The following is a 17,027-nucleotide window of genomic DNA, read 5'->3' as shown; positions in this document are numbered from 1 at the left end:
TGTTGCGTTGAGCAGGTGCAGGGCTGCAAGCCCTGCAAAAGAACACCCCTTACAGCGGCAGGGGTGCCTGCGCCGGATCGATCCGTCCTTCGCCGCGGGTGATCTTCTTGAACTCGGCACGGCTGACCGACACGTAGCGCTCGTTGCCACCGATCTCCACCTGCGGGCCGTCCTGCACGGCGTGGCCATGCTCGTCCACGCGCACGGTCATCGTCGCCTTCTTGCCGCTGTGGCAGATGGTCTTGATCTCCTGCATCTCGTCGGCCCAGGCCAGCAGGTACTGGCTGCCCTCGAACAGCTCGCCGCGGAAGTCAGTACGCAGGCCGTAGCACAGCACCGGAATGCGCAGCTGGTCGACCACTTCGCTGAGCTGCCAGACCTGGGCACGGGTCAGGAACTGCGCCTCGTCCACCAGCACGCAGCCCATCGGACCGTTGGCTGCCAGATCCTGCTCGACCCAGTGCTGCAGGTCGGTATCGCGGTCGAAGGCCATGCCATCGGCGCGCAGGCCGATCCGCGAAGCGACAACGCCGGCGCCGGCACGGTCGTCCAGGCGCGGGGTCAGGATCGCCACCCGCATGCCGCGTTCGCGGTAGTTGTGTGCGCTCTGCAGCAGGGTGGTGGTCTTGCCGGCGTTCATCGCCGAATAGTAGAAGTAGAGCTTGGCCATCGGCCAATTCTAGTCGCCACCCGGCCCGCCGTCGCGGATCTGCCGCGGTGCACCGATCTCGATGCTGGGCCGCAGCCGGGTGTTCTGCCAGATCTGCTCCTGCAGGCACCAGTAGGCCGCCGGTTCCCAGAAGGCATCGCGGTAGTAGTCATCGCCGGTGACCGGCCGGTTGGCCTCCGGCCCCTCGCCCAGCGCCATGCGCAGGCCCGGGTTGACGAAGCCGGTGCGGCTGCCGGTCATCGCATGGCGGGCGTTCCGCAGCACGGTTTCCATGCGCGGCTTGGCCACGGCATCGCCGTACTGCGCGTACAGCGCCGGGCCTTCGGCAAGTACCCGCTGCCGCTGCGCCGTATCCAGCCGTTGCCAGTAACGCTCGCGTTCAACCAGCAGGTCGCGGTAACCGCGCTCGGCGGCCAGGTCCATCCAGATGTAGGCCAATACCGGATCGGCGTCGATGCCGATGCCTTCCTGGTACATGCGCGCAACCAGCGACTGCGAGAACTTGTCGGCGTACAGGCTGGCGCGCTGGAAGCGCAGCCGCGCCTGTGCCGGCTTGCCACGTCGCCACGACAGCTGGCCCAGGTCGCGCCAGTACAGGTCGGGATGGGCCTGCAGGAAACCCTCGGTCAGCAATGCCGACGGAATCGACGCGGCCGGGTCGGGCGCGCAGGTGCTGGCGGCCGCGTACCCCGGTGCCAGCAGCACCAGCACGAAGGCACCGATGGCCCGGCAGGCGCGGGTCATCGCCCCGACCTGGCCAGTTCCTCGTCCTGCCATTGCCGGTAGGCCACCGGGTCCCAGTAACGTGCCAGCTGGTGCTTCTCCGGTTGCAGCACGCGCGGCCCGGCATCGCCGCGGCCCTGGCTGCGCATGGCGCCGCTCCAGCCGGCGCGGCTGCCGGTCTGCTGCATGCTGCCGGCGCGCAGTTCGCGTTCCAGCCGCGGCGTGGCGGCGGGGTCGCCGAACTCGGCGTACAGCGTGCGGCCCTCGCGCACCGCGCGCTCGCGTTCATCCGCTGACAGCGCCTCCCAGAAGCGTTCGCGCTGCGCCACCAGCCATTCGGTGCCACGCTCGGCCGCCAGATCCATCCACGCATAGCCCAGGGCGCGGTCGGCGGGGCCGCCTTGCCCGTTCCACAGCATGTCGGCCAGCGCCGCCTGTGACAGCTTGTCGCCATAGCGCGCGGCATTGCGGAAGTTGTTGCGGGCTTCTTCGTCGCGGCCCCGTTCGCGGGCCTCCATGCCCAGCTGGCGGAAGCGCAGGTCCGGGTGGTAGACGAGGAACTCGTGCGACTGCAGCACGATCGTTTCATAGGCATCCGTGCGCGGCGGCGGGCCGGACCCGGCCGCAGGCATGGCCAGCAGGCCCAGCAGGACGGCCGCAAGCGGACGGGCGATGACAGTCGAGGACATGGACCACGCTCCTGTGTTCCGGTGCCGATTCAATACCTTACGGGCGGGCGCCATGCAAGTCAGGTGGGCCTGCCAGCACCCCGCTACAATCCTGTCCCCATGCACGGTCTGAATCCTCCCCAAGCTGCCGCGGTCCTGCACATCGAAGGCCCGTTGCTGGTGCTCGCCGGCGCCGGCAGCGGCAAGACGCGCGTGATCGTGGAGAAGATCGCCCACCTGATCAGCTGTGGCCGCTACCCGGCCCGCCGCATCGCCGCGATCACCTTCACCAACAAGTCGGCCAAGGAAATGCGCGAGCGCGTGGCCAAGCGCCTGCGTGAGCAGGACGCCGACGAGGTGACCATCTGCACCTTCCATGCGCTGGGCCTGAAGTTCCTGCAGATCGAACATGCCGCCGTGGGCCTGAAGCGCGGTTTCTCGATCTTCGATGCCGACGATGCCGCCGCGCAGATCAAGGACCTGATGTACGGCGCCAAGCCTGATGACATCGAGGACATGAAGAACCTGGTGTCGCGCGCGAAGAACGCTGGCCTGTCGCCCGAACAGGCGATGGCCGCCGCGCGCAGCAACCGCGAGAAGGAAGCGGCCAGCGTCTACGAGCGCTACCAGCTGCGGTTGACCGCGTTCAACGCGGTCGACTTCGACGACCTGATCCGTCTGCCTGTGCAGATCCTGGAAGAGAACCCGGAGATCGCGATGGCCTGGCGCGAGCGCATCGGCTACCTGCTGGTGGACGAATGCCAGGACACCAACGACGCGCAGTACCGCCTGCTCAAGCAGCTGGCCGGCGACAAGGGCAATTTCACCTGCGTGGGCGACGATGACCAGTCGATCTACGCCTGGCGTGGCGCCAACCCGGAAAACCTGCAGCAGATGGGGCGTGATTACCCCGCGCTGGAGATCATCAAGCTGGAGCAGAACTACCGCTGCTCCAACCGCGTGCTGCGCGCGGCCAATGCGTTGATCGCCAACAATCCGCACGAGCACCTGAAGAAGCTGTGGAGCGACCAGGCCGACGGCGAGCGCATCCGCGTATGGGAATGCCGCAACAGCGAACATGAAGCGGAGAAGGTCGCTGCGGAGATTGCCTTCGTGGCGCAGTCGCGCAACGTGCCGTGGAGCGACTTCTGCATCCTGTTCCGTGGCAACTTCCAGTCGCGCCCGCTGGAAAAGGCGATGCAGCTGCTGCGCATCCCCTACCACCTGACCGGCGGCACGATGTTCCTGGAGCGCCAGGAAGTGAAGGACACGCTGGCCTGGCTGCGCCTGCTGGTAAACCCGGACGATGACACCGCGTTCATGCGCGCGGTGCAGTCACCCAAGCGCGACGTCGGTGCCGGCACGCTGGCCAAGCTGGCCGAACTGGCGCAGGAAAAGGACATGCCGATGGCGCAGGCCGCCGAAGCGATCGGGGCGCTGCAGCAGCTGCCACCGCGCGCGGCCAACAGCCTGGCGCGCTTCACCGACATCCTGCGCGACCTGCGTGCGCAGACCCGGCAGGTCACCTCCGGCGACATGATCCGCAAGGTCGCCAAGGAATCAGGGTTGCTGAGTGAGCTGCGCCAGCAGGCCAAGGAAGAGGCCAGCTACCAGCGCCGTGCCAACAACATCGAGGAACTGGCACAGTGGTTCGAGGGTGGCCCGCGCGGTGCCACCGCTGCCGACCTGGCCGGCCAGCTGGCGCTGCTGTCGCGCAGCGACAAGGACGAGGGCGGCAACCAGGTGCGCATGATGACCATGCATGCTTCCAAGGGCCTGGAATTCCCCTACGTGTTCATCGTCGGCTGCGAGGACGGCGTGCTGCCGCACCAGGTCAGCCTGGACGAGGGCAACCTGCAGGAAGAGCGCCGCCTGCTGTACGTGGGCATCACCCGCGCCAAGATCCAGCTGTGGATGAGCTACAGCAAGCTGACGCGCAAGTTCGGCGAGCACGTGCGGTTGAAGCCGAGCCGGTTCTTCGAGGAGATTCCGGCCGAGGAGATCCAGCGCGATGGAGCTGATCCGGTGGCCGATGCGGCGCGCAAGAAGGAGCGGGCGACGGCGGGGTTGGCGGCGATCGAGGCGTTGTTCGACTAAGCCGCTCCAACGGCGCCGCCCCTCCGTGGTGGAGTGCGCGTTGGTCCTGCGGTGTGGCCGGTCGGGGTGGGTTCGCGGGGGACGCCGTGAACCCGTCCTTGGGGGCTTAGCCGCGCCATCCATGGCGCGGATACCCCCGCGAACCCACCCCGACCGGCCTCTGACAGATTCCGGGCGCGTCCTTCCACGGCAATGCAAGGAAAATCAAATTCAACAGCCGGGGGTTGAGGCAGAATCGGGGTTTCGGCTGGAGGTCTGCGCGTGCATCCGATTGAAAGTGAACGCCTGCGACTGCGTGCGATCGAACCTGATCGCGATGCGGCGCCGATGCTGGCGCTGTTGAATGATCCGGGCTTCCTGCGCTTCATCGGCGACCGAGATGTGCGCAGTGAAGAGCAGGCGAGGGAGTACATCGCGCTGCGGGTGCTGCACAGCTATGCGTTGAACGGGTTCGGCATGTATGCCATCGAGCGCTTGTCCGATGGTGCCTGGCTGGGCAATGCCGGGCTGGTGCGGCGGGATGGCCTGCCGGGGCCGGATATCGGCTATGCAGTGCTGTCGGAATTCGCCGGGCAGGGCTATGCCGGCGAGGCGGCGCGGGCGGTGTTCGCGCATGCACGTGCGGAGCTGGGCATCGTGGATCTGTACGGCATCACCGACCTGGACAATGTGGTGTCCGGGAAGATCCTGCTGGGCCTGGGCATGCAGGAACGCGGGGTGATCCAGCTGCCGGGCGTGGACAGCCCGAGCCGGCTGTATGCCACGCCGGGCGCGGCCGAGGTTTGATCGTGGCGGGTGCCGACCGTTGGTCGGCACTGCATCGGCAGGACATCCGGTAGTGCCGGCCGCTGGCCGGCATCTCGGTGAACCTGGGTTGCCGGCCAGCGGCCGGCACTACCGCATATGGACGTTCAACCGCGTAGTTCGGCCAGCTGCGCCTGCAGATCGACCACGGCCGCTTCCAGCTGGGCCACGCGCTCGGCCAGGCCCGGGTCGGCGGCCTCGCTGCCACCACCGCTGCCGGCGTACTTCGCCGCCAGCGCCGCACCGTCCACTTCACCACACAGCAGGTGCATGTAGCGGTCTTCGCGCTGGCCGCTGGCGCGTGGCAGCACCACCAGCAGCGCGCGCTGCTGCAGGCGCTCGATGGCGTGGCGGGCTTCGTCGGTATCGGCGAAGCGGTGCAGGCGTTCGCTGCGCGTCACCAGCTCGCCCAGCGTCTGCGGCCCACGCAGCAGCAGCATCGCCAGCAGCACGGTCTGCTGCCGGGTCAGGTCCAGCGCGGCCTGCAGGCGGTGCTCGTAGCGGTCGGCGCGCGAGGAGAAGTGCTGGCGGGCCAGGCCCAGCGTCTCCAGCTGGCGCAGGGCGTGCTGCACGCTGCCGGCATCAACGTTCATCACCGGCTCGCGGGCGGTCTTCTGGTTGGCGGCCGACTGGGCGGCGTTGACCGTCAGCGGGTAGGTGTCCGGGGTGGTCGCCTCCTTCTCCACCAGGCAGCCCAGCAGGCGGGCCTGCACGGCGTCGAGCAGGGGGACGTCGGGGGTCTGGGCGGAATCGGTCATGGCGGCCTCCGGAAGGGCAACGGGTCAACCGCCAAGCATAGCCGTCCCAAGGCCGGCTTTGCCGGTAAAATGCGCCGGTATATCTGATTGCCGGTGAACCCATGCGTCGTCCCGTTTCCCTGTCCCTGACCCTGCTCGCCACCGCGGCGCTGGGCCTGTCCGCCTGCAAGCGCGTGGATGCGCCTGCCGCCGAAGCCGCTGCCCCGCAGGCCCCGGCCGCCGCCGCCAAGGCCGATGGCGCGCTCGATGCCACCGCCAACGACAACCTCAACGCGGTGCTGTGGATGCAGCGCGCGCAGGAGTACAAGGCGATCACCGAGCAGACCTACCGTGCCGCCGCCGACCGTCTCGACGCGGCGCTGAAGGAAGCCCACTGGGACGCACTGGTGCCGGAAGAACGCGGCAACGAGGCCAAGGGCCTGAAGCCGGCGGTGGTGCTGGACGTGGACGAGACCGTGCTGGACAACTCGCCCTACCAGGCGCGCCTGGTGCGCGATGGCAAGGAATACGACGAGCTGACCTGGGACCAGTGGGTAGCCGAAAAGAAGGCCAAGGCGATCCCGGGCGTGGTCGACTTCGCCAAGGCCGCCAATGCCAAGGGCGTGACCCTGCTGTACATCTCCAACCGCGCCGTGCACCTGAAGGACGCGACCCTGGCCAACCTGCGCGAGCAGGGCCTGCCGGTGGCCGACGACAGTGTGTTCCTTGGCCTGGGCACGGTGGTGCCGGGGTGCGAGCAGAACGGCAGCGAGAAGAACTGCCGCCGCCGCCTGGCCGGGCAGGAGTACCGCGTGCTGATGCAGTTCGGTGACCAGCTGGGCGACTTCGTGGAAGTGACCGCCAACACCAACGACGGCCGCGACGCGCTGCTGCAGCAGTACCACGACTGGTTCGGCGAGCGCTGGTGGATGCTGCCGAACCCGACCTACGGCGGCTTCGAGCCGGCACAGTTCAACAACGACTACAGCCAGTCGCGCCAGGCCCGCCACGACGCCAAGCGCGCTGCGCTGGACTACGCACCGTGAGCCGCGCACCGCTGCCGCTGCGCGATGACGAGCGCCTGATCTTCGCGCTGGACGTACCCGACCGCGTGCAGGCACTGGAGTGGGTCGACCGCCTCGGCGACAGCGTGGCGTTCTACAAGATCGGCATGGAACTGCTCGCCTCCGGCGAGTACTTCCAGGTGCTCGATGCGCTGGCCCGCCGCGACAAGCGCGTGTTCGTCGACCTGAAGTTCTTCGACATCCCGGCCACCGCTGCGGCGGTGATCAAGCGCCTGTCGCAGTGGCCGGTCAGCTACGCCACCATCCACGGCTGGCACCCGGCCATGATGGAGGCCTGCGCAGCCGCCAACAGCAGCGACATGCGCCTGCTGGCAGTGACCGTGCTGACCTCGATGGGCCGCCCCGACCTGGCGCAGATGGGCATCGACCGCGAGCCGGTGGACGTGGTGGTCGAGCGCGCGCTGGCCGTCCAGGCCGCCGGCATCGACGGCGTGATCGCCTCGGGCCAGGAAGCCGCCCCGATCCGTGCCGCCACCGGCGCTGGGTTCTCGATCGTCTGCCCCGGCATCCGACCCGGTGGCCCGGTCGGCGATGACCAGAAGCGCACCGTTGGCGTGGCGCAGGCCTTCGCCGATGGCGCCGATGCCATCGTGGTTGGCCGACCGATCCGCCTGGCGGCTGATCCGCAGGCCGCAGCGCGGGCAATCCAGCAGGAAATCGCGTCGGCTCTGGCTGCCCGCTGAGCCCACCGCCGACGTCGGTCACGCCGGCACGTCGAACGCCATCCCTATCCATGCGGGATGGCGTTCGCATTTGTGGGTCTGCAGCTGTCGCAGGCGGCGCAAGGCTCCGGAACTGTGCGCGCGTTCGCGCTGTTGGCCTCATCACTGCTCCCCAATCGATGCACCGGCACGGACCGCGGCCGCGCCGGTTCCAACCATCGATAGAGGAGTACAGGGATATGTATCGCAGCACCTCTTTGTTCATCGGCCTGCTGTTGGCCGCGTCTGCCGTACCCGCCATCGCTGCGCCGCAGGCACGCGAAGCACCACGCATCATCGGCGGTGAAGCGGCTCCGGCCGGCGAATACCCGTTCATGGTCAGCATCCAGGGCATCTTCGACGGCGATTCGGATCATGACCGCCACTTCTGCGGGGGCACCCTCATCTCGCCCTCGTGGGTGCTGACCGCCGCGCACTGCATGCAGGGGGAAGCGCCTGGCGGCATCGCCGTCGTCGGCAACGCCGCTGCCCTGTCCACCGACGCCTCGCCCCGCGCCTCCAACGTCAAGGCGATCCACGTCCATCCGGCATTCAACAGTGGTAACTCGCTGGAGCACGACGTGGCCCTGATCCAGCTCAGCGCCCCCTTGGATGGTGCACAGCCGGTGGCACTGCGGCTGCGGCCCGACGCCAGTTATCTCAAGCCGGGCCGCGAATTCACCGTGATCGGCTGGGGGGACACCGACATCGGCGATGGCCGGGTCTACCCGACCCAGCTGCAGACCGTGCAGGTGCCGTTCGTGGCATTCAATGAATGCCAGCAGGCCTACGGTGGGGAACTGTCGCGTGGCAAGGTCATCTGCGCCGGCCGCGAGGGCATCGACAGCTGTCAGGGGGATTCCGGCGGGCCGCTGCTGCTGCGCCTGCGCGATGGCTGGACCCAGTTCGGCATCGTCAGCTGGGGCGAGGGCTGCGCGCTGGCCGGCTATCCGGGGATTTATGCCCGAATCGCCGAAAAACACGCCGTAGATTTCATTGAATCTGTCTGGCAGCGTGATTGATTCAATAAAATCAAATACATACATGGCATTACGTGAAGTGTTGCCTTAACTTGAAGGGCAGCGTAGGATCGCCGCCATCCGGTCCTCGGACCGGACATGTGCCACAACACTGTCCTCCGGCCTCGCGCCGGTTTGAAGAGCCTGTGATCCCCGTGATCCGGGCTCTTTTTTTATGCCGGCGGCGGCTCCGCGGTCAGATCCCTTCTGCCCGCGGCAGAAGGGATCTGACCGCCTTGGCCGAAAACCGTGACGTCCCGGCTTGCCGCTGTCACGTCGCAGGCCGCAAGATGCGGGCCGGTCCGGGGAGTCCGATTGCATGAGCGTGGCGGTGCGAGGAAGGTCTGCGCGTGGATGGGGGCTGGCGGCCATGCTGCTGCTGGCCGTGGCGGCGTGCCGCGAGTCTGCCAACGATCCGGCCAGGCCGGCGGCCGAGCCGGTGGCTGCGGTGCAGGCGATGGCGTTGCGCCTGGCCGAAGATGATCTGGTCGGCTACGCGAAGCTGTCGGTACCGCCGGGCCAGTACCAGCGCCTGCAGCAGGCCTGGGCGGAGGGCCACAGCCAGTGGCCGCTGACCGAGCTGCCGCTGGGGGACCAGCTGCTGCCGATGCTGGCCGCGCTGCGCAAGCCCGATGCCAGCGCCGAACTGCAGCGCAGCTTCGACCGCCAGCTGGCCGGCCAGGCCAGCGCCGTGCGCCAGGCCGCGCAGTCGATGGGCAACTTCGGCGTGCAGTACCTGCGCCATCAGAAGGGCTACACGCCCGGCCAGCAGGCCCACTACATCGCCCTGGTCGAAACCCTTGCCGTTTGGGCCCAGGGCGCGCCGATCAGTGACCGCGCCCGCGCACGCAGCACCATTGCCGCGCTGGTCGGCGCCGCCAACAAGGTCGGCTTCGATGACGAAGCCGGCCTGCAGGCGGCCGGCATGGAAGGCAGCCTGCAGCAGCTGGCGCCGTTCATCCACACCCTCAAGGCGGTGCTTGGCAGCTACGGGCTGGGCGTGGATGACGCGCTGCGCAGCGTCCGGGGCGAGCTGCTCTCGGTGGAGGGCGACAATGCGCTGGTACGCCTGCACTACGACCTGGCCGGGCGCGAGATGACCCTGCAGCTGCCACTGAGCCGGCGCGAGGGCCACTGGTACCTGACCCGTACCCTGGCCGACACCGACGCGCTGCTGCGCAAGGCCGACGCGGCCCGCGCGGCTGCGTCGCCGGCACCGGCTGAAGCCCCCGCGGAGGGTGGGGAAGCGGCAACGCCGCCGCCTAAGCCATAATGGCGCCGATGTCGAAACAGAACCCGCTGCCGTTCCCCGGCGAAGAATCCCAGTCGACGCCCGCCGATACGGTGCCGGCGTCCCCCTCGACCGGTACCGGCCCGAACCCGGTACCGCCGCCCGCGCACGCGCGTCCGGCCGGCCGCCGCCCGCTGTGGGCGCGGTTGCTGGGCCGCCTGGTCGAGCCGTGGCTGTCGCTGAAGATCGAGCCGGAAGACCCGGGCCAGTACAACGATGGCCGCCCGGTCATGTACGTGCTGGAAGACTACGGCCTGTCCAACGCGCTGATCCTGGACAAGGCCTGCCGCCAGGCCGGCCTGCCGTCGCCGCTGGTGCCGCTGGCCGGTGACCCGACCGGCCGCAAGCGCGCCTACCTGGCGCTGTCGCGGCGCAGCTCCAGCAACTCGCTGATTCCCGAGCAGCGCGGCGCGAAGACCCACTCCGACTCGCTGGCCAAGGTCCTGCAGGCACACCGCGTGCGCGATGACCTGGACGTGCACCTGGTGCCGGTGTCGATCTTCGTTGGCCGCGCCCCGGACAAGCAGAGCGGTTGGTTCGCGGTGCTGTTCTCGGAAAACTGGGCACTGGTCGGCCGCTTCCGTCGCCTGCTGGCGGTGTTGCTCAACGGCCGCAGCACCATCGTCCGCTTCGCCCCGCCGATCTCGCTGCGCAACACCGTGGATGAAGGCCTGGAGCCGGAGCGCACGGTGCGCAAGCTGCAGCGCGTGCTGCGTACGCACTTCCGACGCATCCGTGAATCGGTGATCGGCCCCGACCTGTCGACCCGGCGCCTGCTGGTGGACCAGGTGCTGGCCGCCGAGCCGGTACGCGAAGCGATCGCCGCGCAGGCCAAGCGCGACAACTCGAAGCCGGCCGATGCCTGGAAGAAGGCACACGCCTACGCCTGGGAAATCGCTGCGGACTATTCCAGCCCGGTGGTGCGCTCGGCCAGCTTCATGCTCAGCCACGTGTGGAACCGCATCTATGCGGGCGTGCTGGTGCACCACCTGGACAAGTTCAAGGCCGCCGCGCCGGGCCACGAAGTGGTCTACGTGCCCAGCCACCGCAGCCACATGGACTACCTGCTGCTGTCGTACCTGCTGTACGACCGTGGCATCGTGCCGCCGCACATCGTGGCCGGCATCAACCTCAACCTGCCCGTCGTCGGCACCCTGCTGCGCAAGGGCGGTGCGTTCTTCATCCGCCGCTCGATCCGTGGCAATGCGCTGTACTCGGCGGTGCTCAGCGAATACGTCGCGCAGCTGGTGGCCGGTGGCTACTCGCTGGAGTACTTCGTCGAAGGCGGCCGCTCGCGTACCGGGCGCCTGCTGCAGCCCAAGGGCGGCATGATCTCGATGACGTTGCGCGCGTTCCTGCGCCAGCCGCGCAAACCGGTGCTGTTCCAGCCCATCTACATCGGCTACGAGAAGCTGATGGAAGGCGGCAGCTACCTGGACGAACTGTCCGGCCGGCCGAAGGAAAAGGAATCGATCTGGTCGCTGCTGTGGGGCATCCCCAAGGTGCTCAAGCAGAACTACGGCCAGGTGGTGGTGAACTTCGGCGAGCCGATCGCGCTGAACGACGTGCTGGCCGAGAAGGCGCCGGAGTGGAAGGGCGAGGCGGTGTCCGAGGACGAGAAACCGGCCTGGCTGTCGACCACGGTGGACACGCTGGCCGAACGCATCCAGGTGCGCATCAATGGCGCCGCCGACGTCAACCCGATCAACCTGCTGGCGCTGGCCCTGCTGTCCACGCCGAAGCACGCGATGGGCGAGGCCGACCTGATCGCGCAGATCGAGCTGTGCAAGACCCTGCTGGTCGAGATGCCGTACTCGGACCGGGTGACGGTGACCCCGCACTCGCCGGAGCGGATCATCGCCCACGCCGAGGAAATCAACGTCCTCACCCGCATCAAGCACCCGCTGGGCGATGTGCTCAGCGTCAGCGGCGACACCGCGGTGCTGCTGAGCTACTTCCGCAACAACGTGGTGCACCTGTTCACCGCCTCGTCGTGGGTGGCCTGCTGCTTCCAGAACAACCGCCGCATGAGCCGCACCGGCCTGGTCCAGCTGGGCCGTACGGTGTACCCGTTCCTGCAGGCCGAGCTGTTCCTGCCGTGGAGCGAGGACGAGTTCGCCCTGCGCATCGACCGGACCATCGATGTGTTCGTGCGCGAGGGCCTGCTGCAGAACGTCAACGATGACGACGGCGGCATCCTGGCGCGCAATACCGGGCAGACCGACGAGGTGTTCCGCCTGCGTGCGATCGGCCATTCGCTGCAGCAGGCGTTCGAGCGCTATTACATCGCCATCTCGGTGCTGGTGAAGAACGGCCCCGGCGTGCTCGGCGCCGCCGAGCTGGAAAGCCTGTGCCAGCAGGCGGCGCAGCGGCTGAGCCTGCTCTATGCACCGGCGGCACCGGAGTTCTTCGACAAGGCCCTGTTCCGTGGCTTCATCCAGAAGCTGCGCGAACTGCGCCTGGTGTGGCCGGACGAGAACAGCAAGCTGCTGTTCGACGAGCGCCTGGATGCCTGGGCCAAGGACGCCAAGTTCATCCTCGGCCGCGAGCTGCGCCACACCATCGAACGGGTCAGCCCGGAAGCGGCCCGCCCGGACGAGCCTGCGCCGCAGGATTGAAGGCAGCGCCGGGCGATGCGGTGGGTGTGGACCTTGGTCCACACCTTCCAGCCGTGCCAACCAAGGTTGGCACCCACCAGAGCAGTGGGCCAACCAAGGTTGGCATCTACCGGGGCGAAGCAGTAGATCCACGCCATGCGTGGATGGGCCACCGCTCAGGCCGGTTCGTCGGGAATCTGCAGGCTTTCCAGCCTGGCGATGCAGTCCTTCAGCTGCAGCTTGCGCCGCTTCAGGCGCTTGGACTCCAGCTCGTCCTCGCCGTTGGCCGCCATGCGGGTGATCTGTTCATCCAGCAGGCGGTGCTCGGCGCGCAGGGCGGCGAGGTGCTCGACGATCTCGGCGGGGCTGTAGGTGTCCACAGCCTCCGAGCATACACAGCGATGATGACCGCCGGGAGAGGGGAACCCCGACCCCCGGCCGGGGCGGCTCCGAGCCGTTAGAATGGAACCCATGAGTGCCGTCATTTCCCTTCCCGATCCCCAGCCGCGCGCCGCCCGTGATCCGCGCGTGGCCGAGCGCGAGCAGCACAAGCTGGCCAAGCGCCTGCGCCGCCAGGTCGGCGAGGCGATTGCCGACTTCGGCATGATCGAGGCCGGCGACAAGGTCATGGTCTGCCTGTCCGGCGGCAAGGACAGCTACACCCTGCTGGACGTGCTGCTGCAGCTGCAGAAGAAGGCGCCGGTACCGTTCGAGCTGGTGGCGGTGAACCTGGACCAGAAGCAGCCGGACTTCCCCGAGCACGTGCTGCCGGAGTACCTGGCCGGGCTGGGCGTGCCGTACCACATCATCGAGCAGGACACCTATTCGGTGGTCAGCCGGGTCATCCCGGAAGGCAAGACCATGTGTTCGCTGTGCTCGCGGCTGCGTCGTGGCGCGCTGTACAACTACGCCGAGACCCATGGTTTCACCAAGATCGCGCTGGGCCACCACCGCGACGACATGGTGGCCACGTTCTTCATGAACCTGTTCCACCACGCCAGGCTGTCGGGCATGCCGCCGAAGCTGCGCAGCGATGACGGCAGGCACGTGGTGATCCGGCCGCTGGCCTACGTGCGCGAAAGCGACATCGTCGAGTACGCGCAGGCCCGCCAGTTCCCGATCATTCCCTGCAACCTGTGCGGCAGCCAGGAGAACCTGCAGCGCCGCCAGGTCGGCCTGATGCTGAAGCAGTGGGAAAAGGACCACCCGGGCCGCATCGAGCAGATCGCGCGCGCCATGGGTGAAGTCCGACCCTCGCAGCTGGCCGACACCACCCTGTTCGACTTCATGGCGCTGGGCCGTCGCGACGACGCGCCGCTGCCCGACGCCCATGCCTGGCTGGCCGGCTCCCCGGCCGACGCCGACGCAGATCCCGAGACGCCCACCGTTTAAGGTCGGTCGCCCTTCCTCTTTGCCATCCGGAATTCCATGTTCTTTCGCAACCTGACGTTCTTCCGTTTCCCGACCACCACCGATTTTTCCGAAGTCGACACCCTGCTGCCGCACGCCCTGCTGAAGCCGGTCGGCGCGCTGGAAATGAATTCGCGCGGCTTCATCTCGCCGTTCGGCCGCGAGGAGAAGGAGCTGCTCTCCCACCGCATCGCCGAACATCTGTGGCTGACCGTGGGCGGCGAGGACAAGATCCTGCCGGCGGCGGTGGTCAACGACCTGCTCGAGCGCAAGCTGGAGGAGATCGAGGAGAAGGAAGGCCGCCGCCCGGGTGGCCGCGAGCGCAAGCGCATGAAGGACGACCTGCTGCATGAACTGCTGCCGCGCGCTTTCGTGAAGTCCTCGCGCAACGACGCCTTCATCGACCTGCAGCACGGCTACGTGGCGGTGGATACCTCCAGCCGCAAGACCGGCGAGTACTTCATGTCCGACATCCGCGGCCTGCTCGGCAGCTTCCCGGCGATGCCGCTGAACGCCGAAGTCGCACCGCGTTCGATCCTGACCGGCTGGATCGCCGGCGAGCCGCTGCCGACCGGGCTGAGCCTGGGCGAAGAGTGCGAGATGAAGGATCCGGTGGAGGGCGGCGCCGTGGTCAAGTGCCAGCACCAGGAACTGCGCTGCGACGAGATCGACAAGCACCTGGACGCCGGCAAGCAGGTAACCAAGCTGGCGCTGATCTTCGAGGACAACCTGTCCTTCGTGATCGGCGACGACCTGATCGTGCGCAAGCTGAAGTTCCTCGATGGCGCCCTGGACCAGCTGGAGCATGCCGACGAAGACGGCCGCCGCGCCGAGTTCGACGCCCGCTTCGCCCTGCAGAGCGCCGAGATCCGTCGCCTGTTCCTGCTGCTGGAAGAAGCCTTCAAGCTCAGCAAGGCTGACTGAACAGGCACCCTGTGGGCCGCCGGTCATCCGGCGGCCCGAAGCAGCGCTATGCTGGGCGCATGAGCCGTCTGCTGCGCCGCCTGATCAGCCCGACCCCGCCCGCCACCGTGCAGCGCGACACCGTTCGCCTGCGCCTGGAGGACGCCGAGATCGAGGTACTGCGCGTGCGCGATCCGCGCGCGCGACGGATCAAGCTGAGCGTGGACGAGCGCGGCGCACGGTTGACGCTGCCGCCGCGGGCCAGCCTGGTGATGGGCGAGCGTTTCCTGGAACAGCACCGCGACTGGTTGGCGCTGCAGCTGCGCCAATACCAGAGCCATGGCCTGCCCGCCCCGTTGCAGCCAGGCGAGGACGGCGTGCTGCCATTGCGCGGCGAACTGTTGCCGCTGCGCTGGCAGGAAGGCCGCTATGCGCGGCTGGAGATCGACGAACACGGCGCCTGCGTGCAGTGGCCGGCCCGTGCCGGCGATGCCACCCTGCGCCGCCTGCTGCGCGAATTCTACGAAGCACAGACCCGTGCCGATGTCGGCCGCTGGCTGCCGAAGTACCTGCCGACCCTGCCACGTGCACCCAGCCGCCTGCGGCTGAAGGTGATGTCTTCGCAGTGGGGATCGTTGGCGCCGGACGGCAGCATGGCACTGGACCTTGCGCTGGTGCTGGGGCGTCCGGACGCGTTCGAGTATGTGCTGGTGCACGAACTCTGCCACCTGATCCAGCCGAATCATTCGCCCGCGTTCTGGTACGAAGTGGAACAGCGCTTCCCCGCGTGGCGCGAACAGCGCGACTACTTCCAGCTCGAAGGGCGACGCCTCAAGGCTATGCTCCGGCAACTGCTGTAGCGCCAGCGCTACAGCAGTTGCCCACGCATTCTTCCTCTACCCCCGCCTTCGGCGCGCCCCTTCAACAGAAGGGGCTTCACTCCAGACCGTGTGCTGAGCAGTCGAGCAAGCTCGACGCTACAGAGTGAAGAACAACAACTCCGCGGAATGGGAGCGCGCCGCAGAGCGCGCGCAGCGCGCGACCCGCTCCTGCTCTTCTTTTCTTTCTTCCGTGGTGGGCACACCGGAATCTGTCGAATGACGGGATGGGTGGGATTGCGGGGGTGTCCGCGGCATGGATGCCGCGGCCAAGCCCCCATGGATGGGTTCACGGCGTCCCCCGCAATTCCACCCATCCCGGCCAACCTCATGACCGCGCAGGCCCAACCCACCACGAGGGGCTCAGCCGTTGGCCGAAACCCTCACCCCGCCCGCAACGCCGCCGCCGCCGCCCAGCGCGCCGCCACCCGCGGCGCCGTGATGCACACCGCCTGGTCGGTCACCGTCGTCACCGCGCGCTCCAGCAGCTGGATATCGGCCTCGTGCTGGCGAGCCACATGCGGGTCCTCGAAGAAGATCGCGCGCTGGCAGCGCCCCTCCAGCACCCGGTCGGCAATCTGTGCATCGCCGCCCATCGGGCCACTCTGGTAACGCGTCACCCACGGCGTATCGCTGGGCCACCCCCGGCTCCAGGCCAGCTCGTTCAAGCGCTGCCCGGTGGTGCCCGTCGCCACGCGTTGGCCAAATCGGGCCAGCACATCGAAGTGTTCATCGGCAAAGGCCAGCATCGCCGGCTTCATCGCATCATGCGCGATCAGCGCCAGCGTCTGTCCCTGGAAGGCATGCAGGTCGTCGGCACCGGTGTCGGCCGCCAGCCCGGCGTGGATGCGCTCCACCTCGATCCAGTCGCGTGCGGTGGCCACGGTTGAGATGAACGGCTTGCCGTGGATCACGCACTGCCGCTTGAGCGCGGTTGCTTCCGGAAACACCGAGGACGGATCGACCGGGTCGATCAGGTAGATCGCACCGTCCAGTGTCCGCTCCGGCCCCATGCCGACCACCTCGGCCACCAGCTTCATCAGGCCACCCTCGCGCCCGTAGGGATACCGGTGCAGGCCACCGTAGCCGGCCAGGAAGCCCTGCCGCTCGATCGCATCGTGGGTGCGCCCGACCGCATGCAGTGACACCCCCAGCTCACGCAGGCCTGCCTCGCTGGCACGCAGCCAACGGAACAGCGCGGCGCGTGCATCGTGGTGATGGAGACGGTTGGCGGCCAGGCCGATACGCATCGAGCGCTCCGTAGGGACGGGTAGAAGCGGCAGTGTATGTCGGCATTCGCCGATGCGGATGCTTTTCCAATTTTTCTCATTGTCGCGGAAGCCTGCCTCGCTAGCGTGGCTGCAGCGGTACCGCTGCGCGGCCGTGGTTCCTGCCCGCGAAATGAGGACGTCCATCGTAAATGTCGCCGGCCGCCGCGCCGTCG

Annotated in this window: 16 protein-coding genes; 10 read left to right on the top strand and 6 right to left on the bottom strand. The window is 68.0% G+C overall.

The features are described from left to right. Nucleotides 1-49: 49 nt before the first annotated feature. From DFO63_RS16530 to DFO63_RS16520, 3 genes are read right to left on the bottom strand one after another with little or no spacing between them, the layout of a single operon-like run. Complete coding sequence (locus tag DFO63_RS16530) at nucleotides 50-670, bottom strand: thymidine kinase (RefSeq protein WP_049445723.1); 621 nt, start codon at nucleotides 668-670, stop codon at nucleotides 50-52. Between the two features lie 9 nt (nucleotides 671-679). Next, nucleotides 680-1,414 (bottom strand): SEL1-like repeat protein, encoded by a 735-nt coding sequence (locus tag DFO63_RS16525; protein ID WP_259337441.1) that lies wholly within the window; start codon nucleotides 1,412-1,414, stop codon nucleotides 680-682. Then, nucleotides 1,411-2,082, bottom strand: coding sequence for an SEL1-like repeat protein (locus DFO63_RS16520; RefSeq protein WP_101764641.1), 672 nt, complete (start codon nucleotides 2,080-2,082; stop codon nucleotides 1,411-1,413). The genes DFO63_RS16525 and DFO63_RS16520 overlap by 4 nt, the downstream gene beginning before the upstream one ends. Before the next feature lie 99 nt (nucleotides 2,083-2,181). Between DFO63_RS16520 and DFO63_RS16515 the strand changes: the two genes are divergently transcribed. Then, nucleotides 2,182-4,158, top strand: a complete 1,977-nt coding sequence (locus DFO63_RS16515) for a UvrD-helicase domain-containing protein (RefSeq protein WP_119007382.1) — start codon at nucleotides 2,182-2,184, stop codon at nucleotides 4,156-4,158. Nucleotides 4,159-4,419: 261 nt separating this feature from the next. Then, nucleotides 4,420-4,944: a GNAT family N-acetyltransferase gene (locus DFO63_RS16510; protein ID WP_119007381.1), complete on the top strand. Its 525-nt coding sequence runs from the start codon at nucleotides 4,420-4,422 to the stop codon at nucleotides 4,942-4,944. A 125-nt stretch (nucleotides 4,945-5,069) separates the two neighbouring features. Here the strand turns inward: DFO63_RS16510 and DFO63_RS16505 are convergent, their stop codons facing one another. Continuing rightward, the gene (locus DFO63_RS16505) at nucleotides 5,070-5,720 is read right to left on the bottom strand and encodes a YceH family protein (RefSeq protein ID WP_119007380.1); all 651 of its coding nucleotides are present in this window, start codon (nucleotides 5,718-5,720) and stop codon (nucleotides 5,070-5,072) included. 101 nt (nucleotides 5,721-5,821) lie between these two features. Here DFO63_RS16505 and DFO63_RS16500 point away from each other — a divergent pair, with 101 nt between their 5' ends. The 5 genes from DFO63_RS16500 to plsB all read left to right on the top strand — a co-directional run bounded on the left by DFO63_RS16500 (nucleotide 5,822) and on the right by plsB (nucleotide 12,413). Next, complete coding sequence (locus tag DFO63_RS16500; protein ID WP_119007379.1) at nucleotides 5,822-6,745, top strand: 5'-nucleotidase, lipoprotein e(P4) family; 924 nt, start codon at nucleotides 5,822-5,824, stop codon at nucleotides 6,743-6,745. Further along, nucleotides 6,742-7,467 carry an orotidine-5'-phosphate decarboxylase gene (gene pyrF, locus DFO63_RS16495; RefSeq protein WP_119007378.1) on the top strand — a complete coding sequence of 242 codons (726 nt, stop codon included), beginning with the start codon at nucleotides 6,742-6,744 and terminating at the stop codon, nucleotides 7,465-7,467. The genes DFO63_RS16500 and pyrF overlap by 4 nt, the downstream gene beginning before the upstream one ends. A 218-nt stretch (nucleotides 7,468-7,685) precedes the next feature. Continuing rightward, nucleotides 7,686-8,507, top strand: coding sequence for a serine protease (locus DFO63_RS16490; RefSeq protein ID WP_119007377.1), 822 nt, complete (start codon nucleotides 7,686-7,688; stop codon nucleotides 8,505-8,507). A 316-nt stretch (nucleotides 8,508-8,823) separates the two neighbouring features. Then, complete coding sequence (locus tag DFO63_RS16485) at nucleotides 8,824-9,777, top strand: hypothetical protein (protein ID WP_119007376.1); 954 nt, start codon at nucleotides 8,824-8,826, stop codon at nucleotides 9,775-9,777. Then, complete coding sequence (plsB, locus tag DFO63_RS16480) at nucleotides 9,777-12,413, top strand: glycerol-3-phosphate 1-O-acyltransferase PlsB (protein ID WP_049443568.1); 2,637 nt, start codon at nucleotides 9,777-9,779, stop codon at nucleotides 12,411-12,413. Before DFO63_RS16485 ends, plsB begins: the two co-directional genes overlap by 1 nt. 155 nt (nucleotides 12,414-12,568) lie before the next feature. Here the strand turns inward: plsB and DFO63_RS16475 are convergent, their stop codons facing one another. Continuing rightward, a complete protein-coding gene (locus tag DFO63_RS16475) occupies nucleotides 12,569-12,772 on the bottom strand; it encodes a YdcH family protein (RefSeq protein WP_004153435.1) in 204 nt (67 codons plus the stop codon). 91 nt (nucleotides 12,773-12,863) lie between these two features. On the opposite strand from DFO63_RS16475, the gene ttcA reads away from it, so the two are divergent. From ttcA to DFO63_RS16460, 3 genes are read left to right on the top strand one after another with little or no spacing between them, the layout of a single operon-like run. Next, nucleotides 12,864-13,784 (top strand): tRNA 2-thiocytidine(32) synthetase TtcA, encoded by a 921-nt coding sequence (gene ttcA / locus DFO63_RS16470; protein ID WP_182474436.1) that lies wholly within the window; start codon nucleotides 12,864-12,866, stop codon nucleotides 13,782-13,784. A 36-nt stretch (nucleotides 13,785-13,820) separates the two neighbouring features. Then, nucleotides 13,821-14,726 (top strand): recombination-associated protein RdgC, encoded by a 906-nt coding sequence (locus tag DFO63_RS16465; RefSeq protein ID WP_005411825.1) that lies wholly within the window; start codon nucleotides 13,821-13,823, stop codon nucleotides 14,724-14,726. Between the two features lie 59 nt (nucleotides 14,727-14,785). Continuing rightward, nucleotides 14,786-15,565 carry a SprT family zinc-dependent metalloprotease gene (locus tag DFO63_RS16460; RefSeq protein ID WP_119007408.1) on the top strand — a complete coding sequence of 260 codons (780 nt, stop codon included), beginning with the start codon at nucleotides 14,786-14,788 and terminating at the stop codon, nucleotides 15,563-15,565. Nucleotides 15,566-15,966: 401 nt separating this feature from the next. On the opposite strand, the gene DFO63_RS16455 is transcribed toward DFO63_RS16460, so the two are convergent. Next, the gene (locus DFO63_RS16455; RefSeq protein ID WP_014035467.1) at nucleotides 15,967-16,833 is read right to left on the bottom strand and encodes a methylglyoxal synthase; all 867 of its coding nucleotides are present in this window, start codon (nucleotides 16,831-16,833) and stop codon (nucleotides 15,967-15,969) included. Nucleotides 16,834-17,027 lie beyond the last annotated feature (194 nt).

Origin of the sequence: Stenotrophomonas sp. AG209 (assembly GCF_003550055.1) — a bacterium.
Classification (GTDB): Bacteria; Pseudomonadota; Gammaproteobacteria; order Xanthomonadales; family Xanthomonadaceae; genus Stenotrophomonas.
Note: the sequence above shows the minus strand (reverse complement) of the source record. Positions and strands in the feature narration are given on the sequence as shown.

What these genes read in the sequence shown, in the direction of transcription:
- DFO63_RS16515 (WP_119007382.1), top strand. Translation starts at nt 2,182, where the DNA reads ATGCACGGTCTGAATCCTCCCCAAGCTGCCGCGGTCCTGCACATCGAA.
- DFO63_RS16505 (WP_119007380.1), bottom strand. Translation starts at nt 5,720, where the DNA reads ATGACCGATTCCGCCCAGACCCCCGACGTCCCCCTGCTCGACGCCGTG.
- DFO63_RS16520 (WP_101764641.1), bottom strand. Translation starts at nt 2,082, where the DNA reads ATGTCCTCGACTGTCATCGCCCGTCCGCTTGCGGCCGTCCTGCTGGGC.
- DFO63_RS16485 (WP_119007376.1), top strand. Translation starts at nt 8,824, where the DNA reads ATGAGCGTGGCGGTGCGAGGAAGGTCTGCGCGTGGATGGGGGCTGGCG.
- ttcA (WP_182474436.1), top strand. Translation starts at nt 12,864, where the DNA reads ATGAGTGCCGTCATTTCCCTTCCCGATCCCCAGCCGCGCGCCGCCCGT.
- DFO63_RS16500 (WP_119007379.1), top strand. Translation starts at nt 5,822, where the DNA reads ATGCGTCGTCCCGTTTCCCTGTCCCTGACCCTGCTCGCCACCGCGGCG.
- DFO63_RS16490 (WP_119007377.1), top strand. Translation starts at nt 7,686, where the DNA reads ATGTATCGCAGCACCTCTTTGTTCATCGGCCTGCTGTTGGCCGCGTCT.
- DFO63_RS16455 (WP_014035467.1), bottom strand. Translation starts at nt 16,833, where the DNA reads ATGCGTATCGGCCTGGCCGCCAACCGTCTCCATCACCACGATGCACGC.
- DFO63_RS16525 (WP_259337441.1), bottom strand. Translation starts at nt 1,414, where the DNA reads ATGACCCGCGCCTGCCGGGCCATCGGTGCCTTCGTGCTGGTGCTGCTG.
- DFO63_RS16465 (WP_005411825.1), top strand. Translation starts at nt 13,821, where the DNA reads ATGTTCTTTCGCAACCTGACGTTCTTCCGTTTCCCGACCACCACCGAT.
- DFO63_RS16530 (WP_049445723.1), bottom strand. Translation starts at nt 670, where the DNA reads ATGGCCAAGCTCTACTTCTACTATTCGGCGATGAACGCCGGCAAGACC.
- plsB (WP_049443568.1), top strand. Translation starts at nt 9,777, where the DNA reads ATGGCGCCGATGTCGAAACAGAACCCGCTGCCGTTCCCCGGCGAAGAA.
- DFO63_RS16460 (WP_119007408.1), top strand. Translation starts at nt 14,786, where the DNA reads ATGAGCCGTCTGCTGCGCCGCCTGATCAGCCCGACCCCGCCCGCCACC.